The sequence below is a fragment of the Azospirillum halopraeferens DSM 3675 genome, from assembly GCF_000429625.1.
GTDB lineage: Bacteria > Pseudomonadota > Alphaproteobacteria > Azospirillales > Azospirillaceae > Azospirillum > Azospirillum halopraeferens.
In genome coordinates this window covers 1-17,038 of sequence record NZ_AUCF01000016.1, presented here as the reverse complement: position 1 = coordinate 17,038, position 17,038 = coordinate 1, and the positions used below count along the sequence as shown (strand labels likewise).

At 71.8% G+C, this 17,038-nt stretch carries 18 protein-coding genes and 1 rRNA gene; 17 read left to right on the top strand and 2 right to left on the bottom strand.

Translation table 11 applies throughout. The features are described from left to right. From G472_RS0116165 to G472_RS0116125, 9 genes are all read left to right on the top strand, one after another. Complete coding sequence (locus G472_RS0116165) at positions 1-1,806, top strand: aldehyde ferredoxin oxidoreductase family protein (RefSeq protein WP_029009229.1); 1,806 nt, start codon at positions 1-3, stop codon at positions 1,804-1,806. Between the two features lie 63 nt (positions 1,807-1,869). Beyond that, on the top strand, positions 1,870-2,142 hold the full coding sequence (locus tag G472_RS0116160) for a MoaD/ThiS family protein (protein WP_029009228.1): 273 nt from the start codon (positions 1,870-1,872) through the stop codon (positions 2,140-2,142). Between the two features lie 15 nt (positions 2,143-2,157). Then, the gene (locus G472_RS0116155; protein WP_029009227.1) at positions 2,158-4,008 is read left to right on the top strand and encodes an NADH-quinone oxidoreductase subunit 5 family protein; all 1,851 of its coding nucleotides are present in this window, start codon (positions 2,158-2,160) and stop codon (positions 4,006-4,008) included. A 29-nt stretch (positions 4,009-4,037) separates the two neighbouring features. Then, the gene (locus G472_RS0116150; RefSeq protein WP_029009226.1) at positions 4,038-5,273 is read left to right on the top strand and encodes a proton-conducting transporter transmembrane domain-containing protein; all 1,236 of its coding nucleotides are present in this window, start codon (positions 4,038-4,040) and stop codon (positions 5,271-5,273) included. After that, entirely contained in the window at positions 5,270-5,740 is a 471-nt protein-coding gene (locus G472_RS0116145) for an NADH-quinone oxidoreductase subunit B family protein (protein WP_029009225.1), read from the top strand. Before G472_RS0116150 ends, G472_RS0116145 begins: the two co-directional genes overlap by 4 nt. Next, a complete protein-coding gene (locus tag G472_RS0116140) occupies positions 5,737-6,645 on the top strand; it encodes a respiratory chain complex I subunit 1 family protein (RefSeq protein ID WP_029009224.1) in 909 nt (302 codons plus the stop codon). The genes G472_RS0116145 and G472_RS0116140 overlap by 4 nt, the downstream gene beginning before the upstream one ends. 14 nt (positions 6,646-6,659) lie before the next feature. Then, positions 6,660-7,166: a 4Fe-4S dicluster domain-containing protein gene (locus tag G472_RS0116135; RefSeq protein ID WP_029009223.1), complete on the top strand. Its 507-nt coding sequence runs from the start codon at positions 6,660-6,662 to the stop codon at positions 7,164-7,166. After that, positions 7,159-7,632: an NADH-quinone oxidoreductase subunit C gene (locus G472_RS0116130; protein WP_029009222.1), complete on the top strand. Its 474-nt coding sequence runs from the start codon at positions 7,159-7,161 to the stop codon at positions 7,630-7,632. Before G472_RS0116135 ends, G472_RS0116130 begins: the two co-directional genes overlap by 8 nt. Positions 7,633-7,643: 11 nt before the next feature. Then, a complete protein-coding gene (locus G472_RS0116125) occupies positions 7,644-8,723 on the top strand; it encodes a hydrogenase large subunit (protein WP_029009221.1) in 1,080 nt (359 codons plus the stop codon). Positions 8,724-8,725: 2 nt separating this feature from the next. Here the strand turns inward: G472_RS0116125 and G472_RS0116120 are convergent, their stop codons facing one another. Further along, positions 8,726-9,244: a MarR family winged helix-turn-helix transcriptional regulator gene (locus tag G472_RS0116120; RefSeq protein WP_029009220.1), complete on the bottom strand. Its 519-nt coding sequence runs from the start codon at positions 9,242-9,244 to the stop codon at positions 8,726-8,728. A 136-nt stretch (positions 9,245-9,380) separates the two neighbouring features. On the opposite strand from G472_RS0116120, the gene G472_RS0116115 reads away from it, so the two are divergent. Genes G472_RS0116115 through G472_RS33625 form a run of 4 tightly spaced genes read left to right on the top strand, consistent with a single transcriptional unit; the run spans position 9,381 to position 12,845 of the window. After that, complete coding sequence (locus G472_RS0116115) at positions 9,381-10,526, top strand: homogentisate 1,2-dioxygenase (protein ID WP_029009219.1); 1,146 nt, start codon at positions 9,381-9,383, stop codon at positions 10,524-10,526. Positions 10,527-10,566: 40 nt separating this feature from the next. After that, positions 10,567-11,586 (top strand): fumarylacetoacetate hydrolase family protein, encoded by a 1,020-nt coding sequence (locus G472_RS0116110; RefSeq protein WP_029009218.1) that lies wholly within the window; start codon positions 10,567-10,569, stop codon positions 11,584-11,586. Between the two features lie 36 nt (positions 11,587-11,622). After that, positions 11,623-12,573 (top strand): MBL fold metallo-hydrolase, encoded by a 951-nt coding sequence (locus tag G472_RS0116105; protein ID WP_029009217.1) that lies wholly within the window; start codon positions 11,623-11,625, stop codon positions 12,571-12,573. Between the two features lie 20 nt (positions 12,574-12,593). After that, entirely contained in the window at positions 12,594-12,845 is a 252-nt protein-coding gene (locus tag G472_RS33625; RefSeq protein ID WP_035692703.1) for a DUF6455 family protein, read from the top strand. Between the two features lie 63 nt (positions 12,846-12,908). On the opposite strand, the gene G472_RS0116095 is transcribed toward G472_RS33625, so the two are convergent. Continuing rightward, complete coding sequence (locus G472_RS0116095) at positions 12,909-13,136, bottom strand: hypothetical protein (protein ID WP_029009216.1); 228 nt, start codon at positions 13,134-13,136, stop codon at positions 12,909-12,911. A 225-nt stretch (positions 13,137-13,361) separates the two neighbouring features. Here G472_RS0116095 and G472_RS0116090 point away from each other — a divergent pair, with 225 nt between their 5' ends. The 4 genes from G472_RS0116090 to G472_RS0116075 all read left to right on the top strand — a co-directional run. Further along, the gene (locus G472_RS0116090; protein ID WP_029009215.1) at positions 13,362-13,685 is read left to right on the top strand and encodes a hypothetical protein; all 324 of its coding nucleotides are present in this window, start codon (positions 13,362-13,364) and stop codon (positions 13,683-13,685) included. 261 nt (positions 13,686-13,946) lie between these two features. Continuing rightward, entirely contained in the window at positions 13,947-15,263 is a 1,317-nt protein-coding gene (locus G472_RS0116085; protein ID WP_029009214.1) for a DEAD/DEAH box helicase, read from the top strand. Positions 15,264-15,797: 534 nt separating this feature from the next. Then, entirely contained in the window at positions 15,798-16,193 is a 396-nt protein-coding gene (locus tag G472_RS0116080; RefSeq protein ID WP_029009213.1) for a hypothetical protein, read from the top strand. A gap of 711 nt (positions 16,194-16,904) precedes the next feature. Then, positions 16,905-17,038: ribosomal RNA gene (locus tag G472_RS0116075) — 16S ribosomal RNA — on the top strand; the annotation flags it as partial.

The window sequence follows — 17,038 nt, the reverse complement described above, 5'->3', positions numbered from 1 at the left end:
ATGCACGGCTGGACCGGAAAAATCCTGCGGGTGGACCTGACGTCCGGGACCGTCCGCACCGAGGCGCTGAACCCCGCGACCGCCCGCGCCTTCATCGGCGCCCGCGGGCTCGGCACCAAGATCATGTACGACGAGGTGGATCCGACCGTGGATCCGCTGTCGCCCGCCAACAAGCTGATCTTCGCCGCCGGTCCCCTGACCGGCACCTTCGCGCCGTCCATGGGGCGGTTCGACGTGGTGACCAAGGGGCCGCTGACCGGCGCCATCGCCGCCTCCAACTCGGGCGGGGCGTGGGGGCCGGAGCTGAAGTACGCCGGCTATGACCTGCTGATCGTCGAAGGCCGCGCCGCGAAGCCCGTCTACCTGTGGATCGAGGACGACGCGGTGGCCATCCGCGACGCCGCCCATCTCTGGGGCAAGGACGTGCCGGAGACGACGGAACGGCTGAACGAGGAGACGGCGGCCGACGCCAAGGTCGCCTGCATCGGGCCGGCGGGCGAGCGGATGGCCCTGATCGCCTCGATCATGAACGACATGCAGCGGGCGGCCGGACGCAGCGGCGTCGGCGCCGTCATGGGCTCCAAGAACCTGAAGGCGGTGGTGGTGCGCGGCACCGGTGCCGTCACCGTGGCCGACCGCGAGGCGTTCGTCGGTGCCGTCACCCGCGCGGCGACCAAAATCAAGGAGCATCCGGTGGGCGGCACCGGGCTGCGCCTTTACGGCACCAACGTGCTGGTCAACATCCTGAACTCCGTGGGCGGCCTGCCCACCGGCAATTTTCAGGAGGCGCGGTTCGAAACCGCCGACAAGGTCGGCGGCGAGTCGCTGGCCGCACACCAGTTGCAGCGGCCCAAGGGCTGCTTCGCCTGCATCATCTCGTGCGGGCGCGCCACCAAGGTCACCAACCCGAAGTACAAGGGCCGGGGCGAAGGGCCGGAATACGAGACCGCCTGGGGCTTCGGCCCGGACTGCCGGATCGATGATCTCGACGCGGTGACCAAGGCCAACTACCTGTGCAACGAGTACGGGATGGACACCATCTCCATGGGCGGCACCATCGCCTGCGCCATGGAGCTGTTCAGCCGCGGCCTGCTCACCCGTGAGGACACCGCGGGCCTGGAGCTGGACTTCGGCAACGCCGAGGCGATGGTCGAGGCGGTGCGCCTCACCGGGACCGGCGAGGGCGTGGGCGTACTGCTGGCCGAGGGGTCGTACCGGCTGGCCAGCCGCTTCGGCCACCCCGAACTCTCCATGACCGTCAAGAAGCAGGAGATGCCGGCCTACGACCCGCGCGCTGTGCAGGGGATCGGGCTGAACTACGCCACCAACAACCGCGGCGGCTGTCATGTGCGCGGCTACACCATCAGTCCGGAAATCCTGGGCGTGCCCGTGAAGGCCGACAAGGACGCCATCGACGGCAAGCCGGAGCTGGTCGTGCTGTTCCAGAACCTGACGGCGGCGCTGGACTCCACGGGCGGCTGCCTGTTCACGACCTTCGGCATCGGCGCCGACGAGTTCGCGGAGCTGATGACCACCGCCACCGGTGTCCCCTACACCGCCGACCGCTTCATCCGGGCGGGCGAGCGCATCTGGAACCTGGAGCGGCTGTGGAACCTGAAGGCCGGCCTGTCGGCCGTGGATGACACCCTGCCGCCGCGCATGACCGGGGAGCCGATCCCGGCCGGGCCGTCCAAAGGCGCCGTCAGCCGGGTGCCGGAGATGATGCCGCTCTACTACGCCGTGCGCGGCTGGGACGGCGAGGGCGTGCCGACGCGCGAGACGCTCGACGTCCTCGAACTCGCCTGACCCCGCCCCCCGCCGGACCCCGGTGGTCCGGCGGGGGCGGCCTTCCCCGGAGACGCGTTCTCCATGCAGATCCACTATTTCGCGCTGCTGCGCACCGCCACCCGCAGATCCCGGGAGAACCGGGACCCCCCGCCGCCCACGGTCGGCCACCTGCTGCGCGACCTGGCCGCGGAGTACGGGCCGGAGTTCGCCCGCTGGGTGCTGCGGGACGGCGCGCTCTCCAACCTCGCCATCATCCTGGTCGACGGCCGCGACGTGCGCGGGCTGCAGGGGCTCGACACCCCGCTGACCGCCGACTGCGAGGTCTCCATCTTTCCCCCGCTGGCCGGGGGGTGAGAAAGGGCCGGGCCCATGCACCCGATCACGTCTCCCATCCTGGCCCTGCTCGCCGGGGTCGTGCTGCAGCTCCTCCTCGCTCGCACGCTGACGCCCGCGGGCAAGGGCATCCTGGCCACCGCCGCGGCGGGCACCGCCTTCGCGGCGTCGCTGCTGCTGGTCCCCGGTGCCATGGACGGGACGGTGCTGCACGCCGTCCTGCTGGCGGCCGGTGACGGCGGGGTGGCCCTGCGCCTGCGGGTCGACGGCCTCGGCGTCCTTTTCATGGTGATGGGGACCGGCACCGGAGCGGCGATCCTGCTGTTCTCGATCCGCTACATGGAGCACGAGGCGCAGGGCGTCACGCGGTTCTACGCGATCATGCTGGTGTTCATCGCCGGGCTGCTGGTGCTGGCGGGTGCCGCCGACATGCTCGGCGCCTACGTCGCGTGGGAGGTCATCGGGCTGTGCTCCTACAGCCTCGTGGGCTTCTGGTACCGGCGCCGCGAGGCGGCCGACGGCGCGCGCAAGGTGCTGCTGATCACCCACCTTGCGGGGTACGGGTTCCTCGTCGGGCTGGTGCTGGTCTACGCCCGCGCCGGCGGCACGGAATGGACCGACCCGGCGGTCGCCGATGCCTTCACCACCGGGGTGGTGGCGCTGTTCCTCGTCGCCGCCATGGCCAAGTCGGTGATGTTCCCCCTGCACACCTGGATTCCCGAGGCGATGAACGCCCCGACGCCGGTGTCGGCGCTGCTGCATTCCGCCTGCTACGTCAAGGCCGGCGTCTATCTGGTGGCCCGCCTCTACACGGTGGGCGACGGGCAGTGGCAGGCCGCCATGGGCATGCCGCTGGCCGCCGTCGGCTGCGTCACCATCCTGGTGGGCGTGGTGTTCGCCATGGCGCAGACCGACCTGAAGCGCCTGCTGGCCTTCCACACCGTCAGCCAGCTCGGCTACATCATCGTGGCCCTGTCGCTGGGGTCCGGGTTGGGGCTGGCGGCGGGCCTGTTCTACTGCCTCAGCCACGCCCTGTTCAAAGGCACCCTGTTCATGTGCGCCGGCGCCGTCCAGCACGCCACCGGGACGCGCGACCTGCGCGACCTCGGCGGGCTGGCCGCGGCCATGCCGTGGACGGCGCGGATCTGGATCATCGCCGCCGCCTCCATCGCCGGCGTGCCGCTGACCAACGGATTCGTGGCCAAATGGCTGGTGTTCGGCGCCGCCCTGGACCAGGGGCTGATGGCCATCGTGATGGTGGCCTGGATCGGCAGCATCCTCACCGCCTTCTCCTTCCTCAAGGCCACCGTCAACACCTTCTACGGTGCACCGTCGGCCGCGCTGGCCGGGCGCCGGGTGCACGAGGCGCCGCCCTCCATGCTCGCGGGCATGGGGGTGATGGCGGCGCTCTGCCTGGTGTTCGGCGTCGCCCCGCAACTGCTGCTGGTGCCGGTGGTGGCGCCGGCGGTGGCCGGGCTGGGCGTCGCCTGGCCGCTGGAGGCGGGCTGGCTGGGCCTGCTGACCGGGCGCGGCGCCCTCGCCCTGACCACCGCCGGCGGTGCGGTTCTGGCGTCGGTGGCGCTCGGCTACGCCGTCTACCGCTTCGCCGGGGCGCCCGTGGCCGGACCCGTGTCGGTCTATTCCGGCGGCGAACCGCTGCCCGCCGGCGACCGGCCGGGGGCGGGCGACTTCGCCGGGATGGCGGAGGACGCGTTCCACCCCGTCTACGCCCTCGACCCGGATCCCGTCTACCGCGCGGGCTGGCGGCGCCTGACCCGTCTGGCCGCGGCGGCCGCGTCCGTCGCCCGGGCGGTGCCGGAGCGCCGTCCGGTCCTCACCGTCGCCCTGACGGCGGCGGCCCTGGCGGCCGGCGTCTGGCTCGTCTGAGTTCCGCGATCCTTCGGAGGTCCCCATCCATGGACACCGTGCTGCTTCCACTCTTCGCCGGGATCGCGGCGGGCGTCTGGCTCTACGCCCGGTCCATTCCGCAGGGGGGCCGGTCCTGGTGGCCCCTGGTCGCGGCGACCATCGCCCTGGTGGCGGTATCCCGGCTGGCCGGTCACGGCTGGGGGGCGATGCTGTTGGCGTTCGCCGCCGAACTCGTGGCGGCCGCGCTGATCCTCAGCCGGGGAACGCCCGCCGCCGCGGCGGCGGCGCGCCTCTTCCTGGGGGCGATGGTCGCCGGCACGGCGGCCATCGCCACCGCCCTGGCGCTGACCGGCTTCGGCACGATGCAGCCGGCGGCCCCCCTGGACAAGGTGGCGGTGGCGCTGCTGATGCTGGGCTTCGCCCTGAAGCTGGGGCTGGTCCCGGTCTATTTCTGGCTGCCGGCGGTGGCGCGCGCCTCGTCGGTGATGACCACGGCGGTGATCGTGGCGGTGGTCGACGTGGCCGGCTTCTGCGAGCTGCTGGCCCTGCGCGAGGCGATGCCGTGGGTGTTCGAGGGGTACGCGGCGGTGTGGATCGCGCTGGCCCTGGCGTCGCTGCTGGGGGCCGGGCTGCTGGCGCTGGCGCAGAGCGAGCTGAAGCCGATGCTGGCCTTCTCCACCATCCACGACATGGGCTACCTGCTGCTGGGCGTGGTGCTGGGCGGGCCGGAGGGCATGGCCGGGGCGTGGTTCGCCATCCTCGGCCACGCGCTGGGCAAGCTGGTGATGTTCGGCGCCGTGGGGGCGGCGGAATGGCACCTCGGCGCGCCGCCGACTCTGGACACCCGCGGCCTGTCGTCGTCCCTGCCGGTGGCCGGCGCCGCCTTCATGCTGGGCGCGCTCGCGTTCGTCGGCATCCCGCCCACCGTGGGCTTCCTCGGGCACTGGCGCCTCTATCTGGCGGGGGCGGAGCTGGGCGGGCCGGTCCTGCTGGCGGCCCTGTTCGCCGGATCGGCCATGGGGATCCTGTGCTACGTCCGGGCGATCCACCGCACCTGGCTGGGGCCGGCCGGCGGGACCGCCGGCGGGCCGGCGCTGCCGCGCGCGGCGGCCGCGGTGCTGCTGGCCTTCGCCATCACTCCGGTGGTCCTGGGGCTGGTCCCCGGCGCGGTCGGCGTCGCCGCGCCCGAAGCCGCGGTGCATGCCACCGCCCCCGACGTCCCGCCGGCCGCCGTCGCGGCGTCCCTGAACACCGCCGCAAGCGTGGCGGGAGGTGTGAAATGAACCTCCTGGAGCGGGTCGTCGCCATCGGGCGCCGCCGGTCCCCCTGGGTGTGCCGGCTGAACGCCGGGTCGTGCAACGGCTGCGACATCGAGATCACGCCCCTGCTGAGCCCGCGCTACGATGCGGAACAGGTCGGCGTCCAACTGCACGGCACGCCCAAGCACGCGGACATCGTGCTGATTTCCGGGACGCTGACGCTGCGCTCCCGCCGCGCCATCCTCGACCTCTACGCCCAGGTGCCGGCGCCCAAGGCGGTGGTGGCGCTCGGCTCCTGCCCGGCGTCGGGCAACGTCTTCGCCGACAGCCCGCTGGTGCTGGGCGAATCCCTCGACACCGTGGTGCCCGTCGACGTCTGGGTGCCGGGCTGCCCGCCGCGTCCGCAGGCCATCCTGGACGGCATCCTGCGCGCCGCCCGGCTGCTGGAGGAGGGCGCCACCCGCAGCCAGCAGGGGGAGAGCGTGTCATGAGCGAGGTCTGGCGCTATCTGGTCGCCTTCGCGGTGTGGCCCGGCCTGCTGGGCGCCGTGCCCCTGGGCTGGCTGATGCTGTGGTTCATGCGCAAGCTGACGGCGCGCCTGCAGGGCCGGCGGGGGCCGCCCTTCCTTCAGCCCTTCTACGACGTGGCGAAGCTGCTGGGGAAGGCGACGGTGGTTCCCGCCGGCGTGCGCCGCGGCCTGTTCCTCGCCCTGCCGGTGGTGTCGCTGGCGGCGGTGACGGCGGCGCTGGCCATCCTGCCGCTGCCGGGCAACCCGGTTCCCGCCCTGCCGGGCGACGTGGTGCTGCTGCTCTACCTGCTGGAGGTGCCGGTGCTGTGCGAGGTGCTGGCGGGCTACGTCAGCCGCTCGGTCTACGGGCAGGTGTCGGCGATGCGCGAGGCGCTGCTGTCCCTGGCCTACAACCTGCCGTTCCTGGTGTCCATCATCGCCATGGCGCAGTACGTCGGCAGCTTCGAGATGCAGGCGTTGCAGGCGGCACCCTACGGCCCGGTCCATGCGGTGGCCGCCGCCGCCTTCCTGATGGCCCTGCCGGCGCGGCTGAAGCTCAACCCCTTCTCCATCGCCAACGCCGAGCACGAGATCGTCGCCGACGCCCACATCGAGTACGGCGGCCCGCCGCTGGCCCTGTTCAAGCTGGCCCACGCGCTGGAGATCGTCCTGCTGGTCGGGCTGTTCGCCGTGGTGTTCGTGCCGGTGACGCCGTGGCCGGCGCTGACCGCCGTGGTCTACGCGGCGGCCGGGGTCGCCCTGCTGGCGGGCATCACCGCCCTGGCCGCGGTCACGGCGCGGCTGCGGCTGGCGCAGGCGTTCCGCTTCTACTGGGTGTGGGGCGGCTGCGCCTCGGCCCTCACGGTCGCCGCCGTGCTGGTGTTGTAAGGGGGATCGCCACCATGGGCATGCTGAAGACCGTCCTGGCCAACCTGCTGCGGCCGCCGCGCACCCTGGCTCCCGCCGAACGGCCGCCGGAGCCGCCGGCCCTGCGCGGGGTGCCCGTGCACGACGCCGGCCTGTGCACCGCCTGCGGCACCTGCCGCCACGTCTGCGCCCCCAAGGCGATCGCGTTCACCACGGTGCCCGGCCGTTCGGTGTCCTGGCGGCTGTCGGTCGGACGCTGCTCGTTCTGCGGGCTGTGCGCCTTGAACTGCCCGACCGGGGCGATCCGTCTGCCGGCGGACATGCCGGCGGCGGGCGGCGTCGGCCCGGAGCGGGAGAGCGTCGTCCCCCTGATCGCGTGCCCGCGGTGCGGCACGTCCCATGTGCCGCTGCCGGCGGCCCTGGCCGACCGGCTGTGGGGGGACCGGGCGGAGCGCGACCTCTGCCCCGCGTGCCGCCGCCGGTCGGCGGGCGCGCGGCTGCACGCCGCCCTGGTGCCGGAGGAGGGTGCGGGCCATGAGTGAGAATCCCACGAGCGCTGACCTGATCGCACGGCTGACGGCCGTACCCGGGGTCGACTCGGTGAGTGTGGACGGCGACGCCCTGTGGGCGGAGGCGCCGCGGCTGGACGTGGCGGCCCTGGCCGCGGCGATGGCGGAGCTGGGCCTGCGCTTCGTCACCACCACCGCGACGCCGCTGGGGCCGGACGGCGAAACCACGGTGATCCACCACTGGGTGAGCGAGCCGACGCTGGTCAACGTGCGCACGCGCACGCGCAACGGCCGTCTGGACTCGCTGGCCGCCGCGGTCCCCGCCGCCTCCTGGGCCGAGCGGGAGATCACCGACCTGCTGGGCGTCGCGTTCGCCGGCCACCCCGACCCGACACCGCTGCTGCTCCCCGCCGGGGCCGCGCCGGGGCTGCTGCGCGCCGCCATGGCGGAACCGCGCACGGCCGCACCGGCACCGGTCTCCCCCCTGGCCCGCCCATAGGAGTCCCGGCCATGCCCTACACCTTCCCGCTCGGCCCCTACCACCCGGCCCTGGAGGAGCCCTTCAAGGTCAACGTCCGCTGCTCCGGCGAGGTCATCGAGTCCGCCACCGTGGAGGTCGGCTTCAGCTTCCGCGGCATAGAGCTGCTGGCGCAGAAGCGCAACTGGGTCGAGGTCATCACCCTGATCGAGCGGGTGTGCGGCATCTGCTCCAACACCCACGCCATGACCTTCTGCATGGCGGCCGAGCGCATCGCCGGCATCGCGGCGCCGCCGCGCGCGGTGCACATCCGCACCGTCATCGCCGAGCTGGAGCGCCTGCACTCCCACCTCCTGTGGGCGGGGATCGGCGCCGAGGACATCGGCTTCCACTCCCTGTTCATGGAGATCTTCACCCTGCGCGAAAGGGTGATGGACACGCTGGAGGCCATCAGCGGCAACCGCGTCAACTACGGCATGAACCGCATCGGCGGCGTCCACCGCGACATCCCCGACCCGGCCGCCCACGGGCCGGCCCTGGACGCGCTGGAGCGCGGGCTGGCCGAGGTGGTGGTCCCCGCCTTCACGGCCAACCCCACGGCGCTGGCGCGCACCCGCGGCGTCGGCCGCCTGAGCCGGGAGGAGGCGGTGCGCCGCGGCGTCGTCGGCCCGGTGGCGCGCGCCTCCGGCCTCGACATGGACGTGCGCAAGGACCATCCCTACCTGGCCTACGCCGACCTGGGGTTCCGCAGCGTCACGCGCACCGCCGGCGACGTGCTGGCGCGGGTGGAGGTGCGGGCGGCGGAGATGCTGGAAAGCGTGCGGCTGGTGCGCGCGGCCCTGGCCGGCCTGCCGCCGGGCCCGCTGGCGGCGGTGGAGGGGGTGCCGGTGATCCCGCCCGGCGAGGCCACCGTGCGCACCGAGGCGCCGCGCGGCGAGGCGTTCTATTACGTGGAATCCGACGGCGGGCCGACGCCGGCCCGCGTCAAGATCCGCACCCCCTCGTTCGTCAACATCCCCGCCATCGAGCCGATGGTGATCGGCCAGCCGCTGGCCGACCTGTCGATCATCCAGGCGTCCGTCGATCCCTGCATCTCCTGCACCGACCGGTAGTATCAGTCGACCCCGTCCGCCGCGTCGCCGGGGGCGAGCGCCTCGGCCCGGCCCTGCAGCTTGGTGAGCAGGCGGTCGAGCTGCGCCACCTCCTCCGCCGTCAGGGCCTCGGTGACGTCGCGTTCGATGGCGCGGGCCAGGGGCACGATCTCGCGGTAGATGGACCGGCCGCGCGGCGCCAGGGTCAGCACGTTGCGGCGGTGGTCGCTGGCGTTCTCGGCGCGGTCCACCAGACCGGCGGCGACGAGCCGCGACACGGCGCGGCTGACCTTCGCCTTGTCCATGGCGGTGCGCCGCGAGATGTCCTGCGAGGAGACGGGGGCGTAGCGCCCCAGCACCGCCATCACCCGCCATTCCGGGATCGACAGGCCGAACGCCGTCTCGTAGCGCCGCGCGAACGCCTTGCTGACCAGGTTGCTGACCACCGACAGGCGGTAGGGCAGGAAGCGTTCCAGCTCCAGCGGCTCGCCGGAGTCGGGGAGGAGGTCGGCCGGCGGAGTCGGATCGTCGGAAGGATGCATGGCAGGGCTTTCGTCAAGGGACTTGCAATTCGTTTCGTTTGAAACAATTCTACCCCCCAACGCCACGCCGTCAACCGCCGGGGGTCTCGCGGCCCTTCCGGCAGCGCCGGCACCAAGGCGAGGGAAGGGTTGAGCGATGAAACACTACATCACATTCCCGAGGGTAGAAGGCACGGCGTCGCGCCAGGCCCACGCCGACCTGCCCCCCGGCACCTTCGAGCGCGAACTGGGCAAGGAAGGCTTCTTCGGCCCTGCCACCCACATGTACCACCGCCACCCGCCGACGGGATGGACCGCCTGGGACGGGCCGCTGAAGCCGCGGGCCTTCGATCTGGCGGCGCTGCCGGGCGAGCACCCGTCGCCCTGGGACGCCGGGCCGGTGCTGCACAACGCGGCGGTGAGCATCCGCCTGTGGAAGGCGCCGCGCACCATGGACCATCTGGCGCGCAACGGCGACGGCGACGAGCTGCTGTTCATCCACGCCGGGCGCGGCGACCTGTTCTGCGACTATGGCCACCTGGCGTTCCGGCCCGGCGACTACATCGTGCTGCCGCGCTCCACCATGTGGCGGATCGACTGCGGCGAGCCGGTGACGGCCCTGCTGGTGGAGGCGACGAACGGCACCTACCGCCTGCCCGACAAGGGGATGCTGGGGCCTCACGCCATCTTCGACCCGGCGATGCTGGAGGTGCCCGCCCTCGACGACGCGTTCCGGGCGCAGCAGGACGAGCGGGAGTGGCGGGTGCGCATCAAGCGCCGCGGCGCCGTCAGCACCGTGACCTATCCCTTCAACCCGCTGGACGCGGTGGGCTGGAAGGGTGATCTGGCGCCGGTGAAGGTGAACGTGGCGGACATCCGGCCGCTGATGAGCCACCGCTACCACCTGCCGCCCAGCGCCCACACCACCTTCGTCGCCGACCGCTTCGTCGTCTGCACCTTCGCGCCGCGCCCCTTCGAGAGCGACCCGGACGCCCTGAAGGTGCCGTTCTTCCACAACAACGACGACTATGACGAGGTGCTGTTCTATCACGCGGGCGACTTCTTCTCGCGCGACAACATCCACCCGGGGATGATGACCTTCCATCCCTGCGGCTTCACCCACGGCCCCCACCCCAAGGCGCTGAACAACGCCTTCACGCCGAAGAAGCCGGCCACCGACGAATACGCCGTGATGATCGACGCCCGCGACGCCCTGGAGGTCGGCGCCGCCGCCCGCAGCGTGGAGTGGGAGGGCTACGTCGACAGTTGGAAAACGCCGGCCCCGCCGAAGGCGGCAGAATAGGCCCCGCCGAAGGCGGCAGAATAGGGAGACACCGCTACCGATGAAGCTCGCGACCCTGAAGGAGGGCGGCCGGGACGGCACGCTCGTCGTCGTCTCGCGCGACCTTGCCCGCGCCGTGCGGGTGCCCGACGTCGCACCCACCCTGCAGGCCGCCCTGGACGACTGGGCCGCCGCGGAGCCGAAGCTGCGCGCCGCGGCCGAGCGGCTGGAGCGCGGCGCGGCCGACGGCGCCTTCGCCTTCGATCCCCGCGCCTGCGCCGCCCCGCTGCCGCGCGCCTACCAGTGGTGCGACGGATCGGCCTACGTGAACCACGTGGAGCTGGTGCGCAAGGCGCGCGGCGCGGAGATGCCGCCCAGCTTCTGGACGGATCCCCTGATGTACCAGGGCGGCTCCGACCGCTTCATCGGGCCCTGCGACCCCGTCGAAGCGATCTCCGAGGCGCACGGCATCGACCTGGAGGCGGAGGTCGCGGTCATCACCGACGACGTCCCCATGGCGGTGACGCCGGAGGCGGCGGCCGGCCACATCAAGCTGCTGATGCTGGTCAACGACGTGTCGCTGCGCGGCCTGATCCCGGCGGAGCTGGCCAAGGGCTTCGGCTTCTTCCACTCCAAGCCGGCGTCGAGCTTCTCCCCGGTGGCGGTGACGCCGGACGAGCTGGGCGGCGCCTGGCGCGACGGCAAGGTGCACCGGCCGCTGCTGTCCTTCATCAACGGCGAGCCGTTCGGACGGCCCGATGCCGGCGTCGACATGACCTTCGACTTTCCCCGCCTGGTGGCCCACGCCGCGGCGACCCGGCACCTGGGCGCCGGCACCATCGTCGGTTCGGGCACCGTGTCCAACAAGCTGGACGGCGGCCCCGGCAAGCCGATCGGGGAGGGCGGGGTCGGCTATTCCTGCCTGGCCGAGGTGCGGACGGTGGAGACCATCCTGCACGGCCAGCCGCGGACCGGCTTCCTGCGGTTCGGCGACCGCGTGCGCATCGAGATGCCGGACGAATCGGGGGCCAGCATCTTCGGCGCCATCGACCAGGAGATCGTCCGCTACGGCGGCCGGTGACCCCGCATCAAGAGTTTTCAGGGAGGATCACGCACCATGGCCACGGCATTCGCGTCGCAGGCTGACCTAGAGGAAAAGAAAGAAACCTTCAGCGAACTGGCGGAAGGCGTCTATTGCCTGACGGCGGAGGGGGATCCCAACTCCGGCGTCATCGTCGGCGACGACGGCGTCATGGTGATCGACGCCCGCGCCACCCCGGCCATGGCGGAAGACCTGGTGCGCCACATCCGCACCGTCACCGACAAGCCGATCCGCCACGTGATGCTGACCCATTACCACGCGGTGCGCGTGCTGGGCGCGTCGGGCTATCACGCGGACACGGTGATCGCGTCGGACGAGACGTGGGAGCTGATCAGGGAGCGCGGCCGGCAGGACATGGATTCGGAGATCCAGCGCTTCCCCCGCCTGTTCCGCGACGTGTCCACCATCCCCGGCCTGACCTGGCCGACACTGGTGTTCCACGACCGCATGATCCTGTGGATGGGCAGCCGCGAGGTCCACATCATCCACGCCGGGCGCGGCCACACCAAGGGCGACTCCGTGGTGTGGCTGCCGAAGGAGAAGGTGCTGTTCGCCGGCGACCTGGTGGAATACGGCGCCACCCCCTATTGCGGCGACGCCTACTTCACGGACTGGCCCGGCACGCTGGACCGGCTGGCCACCTTCGGGGCGGACAAGATGGTGCCGGGGCGCGGCGAGGCGCTGACCGACCCCGCCCGCGTGTCGGAAGGGCTGGCCCACACCCGCGGCTTCCTCACCGACCTGACCGCGGTGGTGCAGGAGGGGGTGGCGGCCGGCCACGGCCTGAAGCGGGTCTATCAGACCGCCCTGGCGCGGCTGGAGCCGAAATACGGCCACTGGGTCATCTTCCGGCACTGCATGCCGTTCAACGTGACCCGCTGCTTCGACGAGATGAGCGGCATCCGCGATCCCCGCATCTGGACCGCCGAGCGCGATCTGGCCATGTGGGCCGAACTGAACGACTGACCCGGCGGGGGACCATCGGCATGGACGGCGACGATACGACCGACGAACGCGCGGTCAACATGGGGCGGATGATGCGCACCGTGGGCGTGGATCCCGAGGCGGCCTTCGCCGCCGGCCTCGGCCTGCCGATGGCCCGCGCCGTGCGCAAATGCAGCCGCTGCCGCACGGTGGCGGAGTGCAGCCATTGGCTGGCCGACCCCGACCATGCCGATGGCGACCGGCACGGCTTCTGCCCCAACGCCGACCTGTTCGACCGGCTGCGGCGGGGGTGAGGGCCGCGGGCCGGCCCTCCGCTCCGCCGTCCTTCCCTTACGCCGCGACCGGCATCACGGCCATCAGGCCGCGACCGGCTCGGCCGCCGGGAAATAGCCGTCGTGCTGCTCCGCCAGGGTGACCAGCAGGTCCCTCAGGCTCTCCTCGACGAAGGGATTGCCGCGGTTCTCCTCCAGGCGGTCCTTGACGAGCGCCATGAACTCCTCCAGCAGTTCGCGGTGGACCTGCGAGGCGGTGGCCACGGAGCGGGAGGCGACGACGGCGGCGGCAGCGGCGGCGAGGGTGGTCATGGCGTGATCTCCTGTTCGTTTCCGGTGGCCGTTTGTTCGGCCGGTGCCGGTGGTGTCCCTGTGCTGACTCCGATCAAGCCATCCCGCCGGTTAACGGGAGATTAATTTCCCCATCCGGGACTTGGGAGCGTGCAGGGTAATACTTCCATTTACCCCGGATGGGCCGGATCTCTCTTTAAGAGATCCAATCGGACGAAGTAAATCCTTCGGGGGAGGTATCGGGACGTGGGCATCCTGCGGCGTTATCTGCTTCTGCTGCTGGCGGCGGTCGCCGCGGCGTTCCTGGTGTTCGGCGGCGACGCCCCGCCCGAGGTGGGGGCGCCCGATTCCCGCGCCTTCGTGCGCGCCTGCGAACAGGGGCCGTATGTTGCCGCCACCGCCGCCGCTCCGGTGGAGGCGGCGCGGCTGTGCGCCTGCCTGCTCGCCTGGCACCTGCAGGAAGGGGGCGGGCGGCTGCCCGTGGCGGCCTACACCGCCGGTCCCGAACCCGCCGGCGAGACCGACCGGCGCGCCCGCGCCGCCTGCCTGCCGGGCCGCCCGGCGCGCTGAAACGCCGGGACGGCAAAGAAAGCTGGTATTGCGCCGCACAACCCCCTATATCAGACAAGCTTTCGTCGGGGGCGTGTTCGTCGTCCGAGCGAGGTTCGACAGCTCGGCCGGCGGTCTCCCGGACCGTCGGGCAGCCGACGGCCGGGAAGGACTGTCCCGGCACCCACGCGCCTCCTCTCCTCCGGCCCACAAGCATCCAGGACCGATCCGCGGCTTCACGACGGGCCGGGGGTCCGTCGCTTTGCCTCTGGTAGGTCCCTTTTGTCCTTTTCCGATCTCGCTCTGCATTCCGATCTCCTGCGCGCGCTGGAGCTGGCCGGCCACACCTCGCCCACCCCGGTGCAGGCTGCCGCCATTCCCGTGGCCGTCGAGGGGCGCGACGTGCTTGCCACCGCCGACACCGGCACCGGCAAGACCGGCGCCTTCCTGCTGCCCTCGCTGCATCGCCTGATGGTGGCCGATGACGCCGCCGCCGCGGCGACCGGCGACGGGCGCCCGGTACGCCCCTTCGGCCCGCGCGTCCTGGTGCTGGCCCCGACGCGGGAACTGGCTCGCCAGGTCACCCAGGCCGCCCGCACCTACGTGAAGTTCCGCCGCCTGTTCGTCGCCGACGTGCTGGGCGGCGTCCCCTACCGCCAGCAGCTCCGCGACCTGTCGCGGCGCAACGACGTTGTGGTGGCGACGCCGGGCCGTCTGCTCGACCATGTGCGCCGGGGCACGGCGCGGCTGAACGAGGTCGAGGTGCTGATCCTCGACGAGGCCGACCGCATGCTCGATCTCGGATTCGCCGAGGACATCCAGGCCATCGCCTCCGCCTGCCCGGCGGAGCGCCAGACGCTGCTGTTCACCGCGACGCTCGACCGCCGCATGGAGGGCATCGCCCGCGGCCTGCTGCGCGACCCCGCCCGGGTGGCGGTGGAGAGCACGCCGGCCAGCGCGCCGAAGATCGAGCAGCGCCTGCTGTTCGCCGACGACCTGGACCACAAGCGCCGCCTGCTGCAGCACTTCGCCGGTCTCGACGAGGTGGGCAAGGCGATCGTCTTCGCCGCCACCAAGCGCGACGCCGACATGCTGGCCGAGACGCTGAGCGCCGACGGCCATTCCGCCGCCGCCCTGCACGGCGACATGCGCCAGGAGGCGCGCACCCGCACCCTCAGCCGTCTGCGCGACGGCCGGGTGCGCCTGCTGGTGGCCACCGACGTGGCGGCCCGCGGCATCGACGTGCGGGACATCACCCACGTCATCAACTTCGACCTGCCGCGCAACCCCGAGGACTATGTCCACCGCATCGGCCGCACCGGCCGGGCCGGGGCGGAGGGGATCGCCATCTCCTTCGCCACCCGCGGTGATCACGGGGTGCTGCGGGGCATCGAGCGGCTGATCGGCGATGCCGTGCCGGTCCACCGGGTGCCCGGCCTGGAGCCGTCGGCCCGTGCCGAGTCGGCGCCTCGCGCCAAGCGGCCGGGCGGTCATCGTGCCGGCGGCCCGCCCCGCGGCGGCCGTACGTTCGGGCCGAAGGGCCGCGACTCGGGCACGCGTACGGCCCATGCGGCCCCGGCGTACGGTCGCGGACGTTGAATCGCCATTTGCAGGATTCACCCCGGATGCGAAACGCGCTATATGTCGATCCATGTCGACCGAGCGCTGCTACATCCGGTGTGCTCCTGCCCAATGGCCTGACCTGAGCCGCTTCGTCCGCTTCGAGCGGGCGCAGGGCCGGTGTGAGTGCTGCGGCCGTCCCCATGGGCAGCGGGTGCGCTGCCTGCCGGACGGCCGCTGGTTCGACCCCGACCGCGACACCTGGCGCGACGGTCGGGGGCGGACGGCGGCCTGGCCCGACATCATCGACTACACGTCGGTGCGGACCACCCGTGTGATCCTTGCCGCCTGCCGGCACGATGTGGACCACGGGGCGGCCCGGAGCGCGGCCGTTGCGGCGGATGATTCGGTCCTGCCATCGGCGGGACACCTGCTGGCGCTCTGCCAGCGGTGCCGGATGATCCGCCTGCGTGCGGAACATCGGCAGCGTTCGCGCATTACCATCCTGCTCAGACGGGCTCTCGGCGATCTGTTCCTGGGAGCCTACCGCGACTCAACGACGACAGAGACACCATGCATCTCCGCATCGACGACCGGTCCGGCCGCCGCCGGCAGCCCCGTGGCGCCGCGGACCCGATCGCCCGGGCGCTTGACCTGCTCGCCCATCCCCGCCACGGCGAGGCCGTGACGCGCGCGGTCGAGGCTTGCGTCAGCGCCGATCTCGAAGAGCGCAAGTACTTCGCGGCCGCCGCCGGCAAGGTCAAGGGCCTGTCCGGGTCGGAGGCCATCCGTCAGGCCGTGCGCAACTATCTCCTTGGCCTGCGCCACGGCGTCGTCTCCGACCGCGCGACGACGCTCGCCCGCATCGCCGAGGCGATGGAGCGGATCACCGGCACCCCGTCGTCCGCCGGCGGCGCGCAAACGGATCCCTTTGCCGCCGCGGAGGCGCTGTTCCGCCGTCCGGCGTAACGCCGACGGGCACCCCGTTGCTGCCCCGCAGGGGGCGGCGGATACCAAGGGCACGCGGACGTTCAGGGCTGCATGGCGCATCGCCGGGCCCGGCGTCCCCCGTGCCCTTCGCCGTTCCGGCCGCGGCGCCGGCGCCGGGAGTCACGGTGCTGTCAAAAAACCCCTGGACAGGGCCCCGGGGCATCCCATATAAGCCTGCCTCCCCCGCCGGTACCATCGAGCATCGGCAACCGGGGACAGCTTTCTTGAACATGCCGAGCTGGAGCGCTGCCATCGACCTCGGTCGGTCGCAAGCAACGCCCATGGTGTGTCCAAGTATTTTCGGAGTGCCGGGTCAGCCTTTATTGGTTGTCGTGGCGCACCATCCGGGGTTCGATTGAGCATCCCGGACGGACATCCGAAAAAAAGCGAACGGGTGCGAATTTGGTCTTGACCGGGCCGGCGCCTCCGACTAAATATCCGGTCATCGGGCGGCGATGAGCCGCCGGGCGAACCCCTCGGGGAGCGCCGGGGTCTTTGAGAATTGAAGAGTGTTTCGAGACAGGATGCGCAGGCGGATGGGCACTGTGGTCCGGTTCACGGGAGTGGATTGGATTGTCGGGTCGTTCGCAAGTCGCATCTTGAAGGTAAGTTCAGAATCGAGCTTAGGTTTGAGGTGTGTCGCTTGAGGGCGGCCCCGAACGAGCGGTTGGGTTACGGCCCGACCGACTTGAACCTGAGAGTTTGATCCTGGCTCAGAACGAACGCTGGCGGCATGCCTAACACATGCAAGTCGAACGAAGGCTTCGGCCTTAGTGGCGCACGGGTGAGTAACACGTGGGAACCTGCCTTTCGGTTCGGAATAA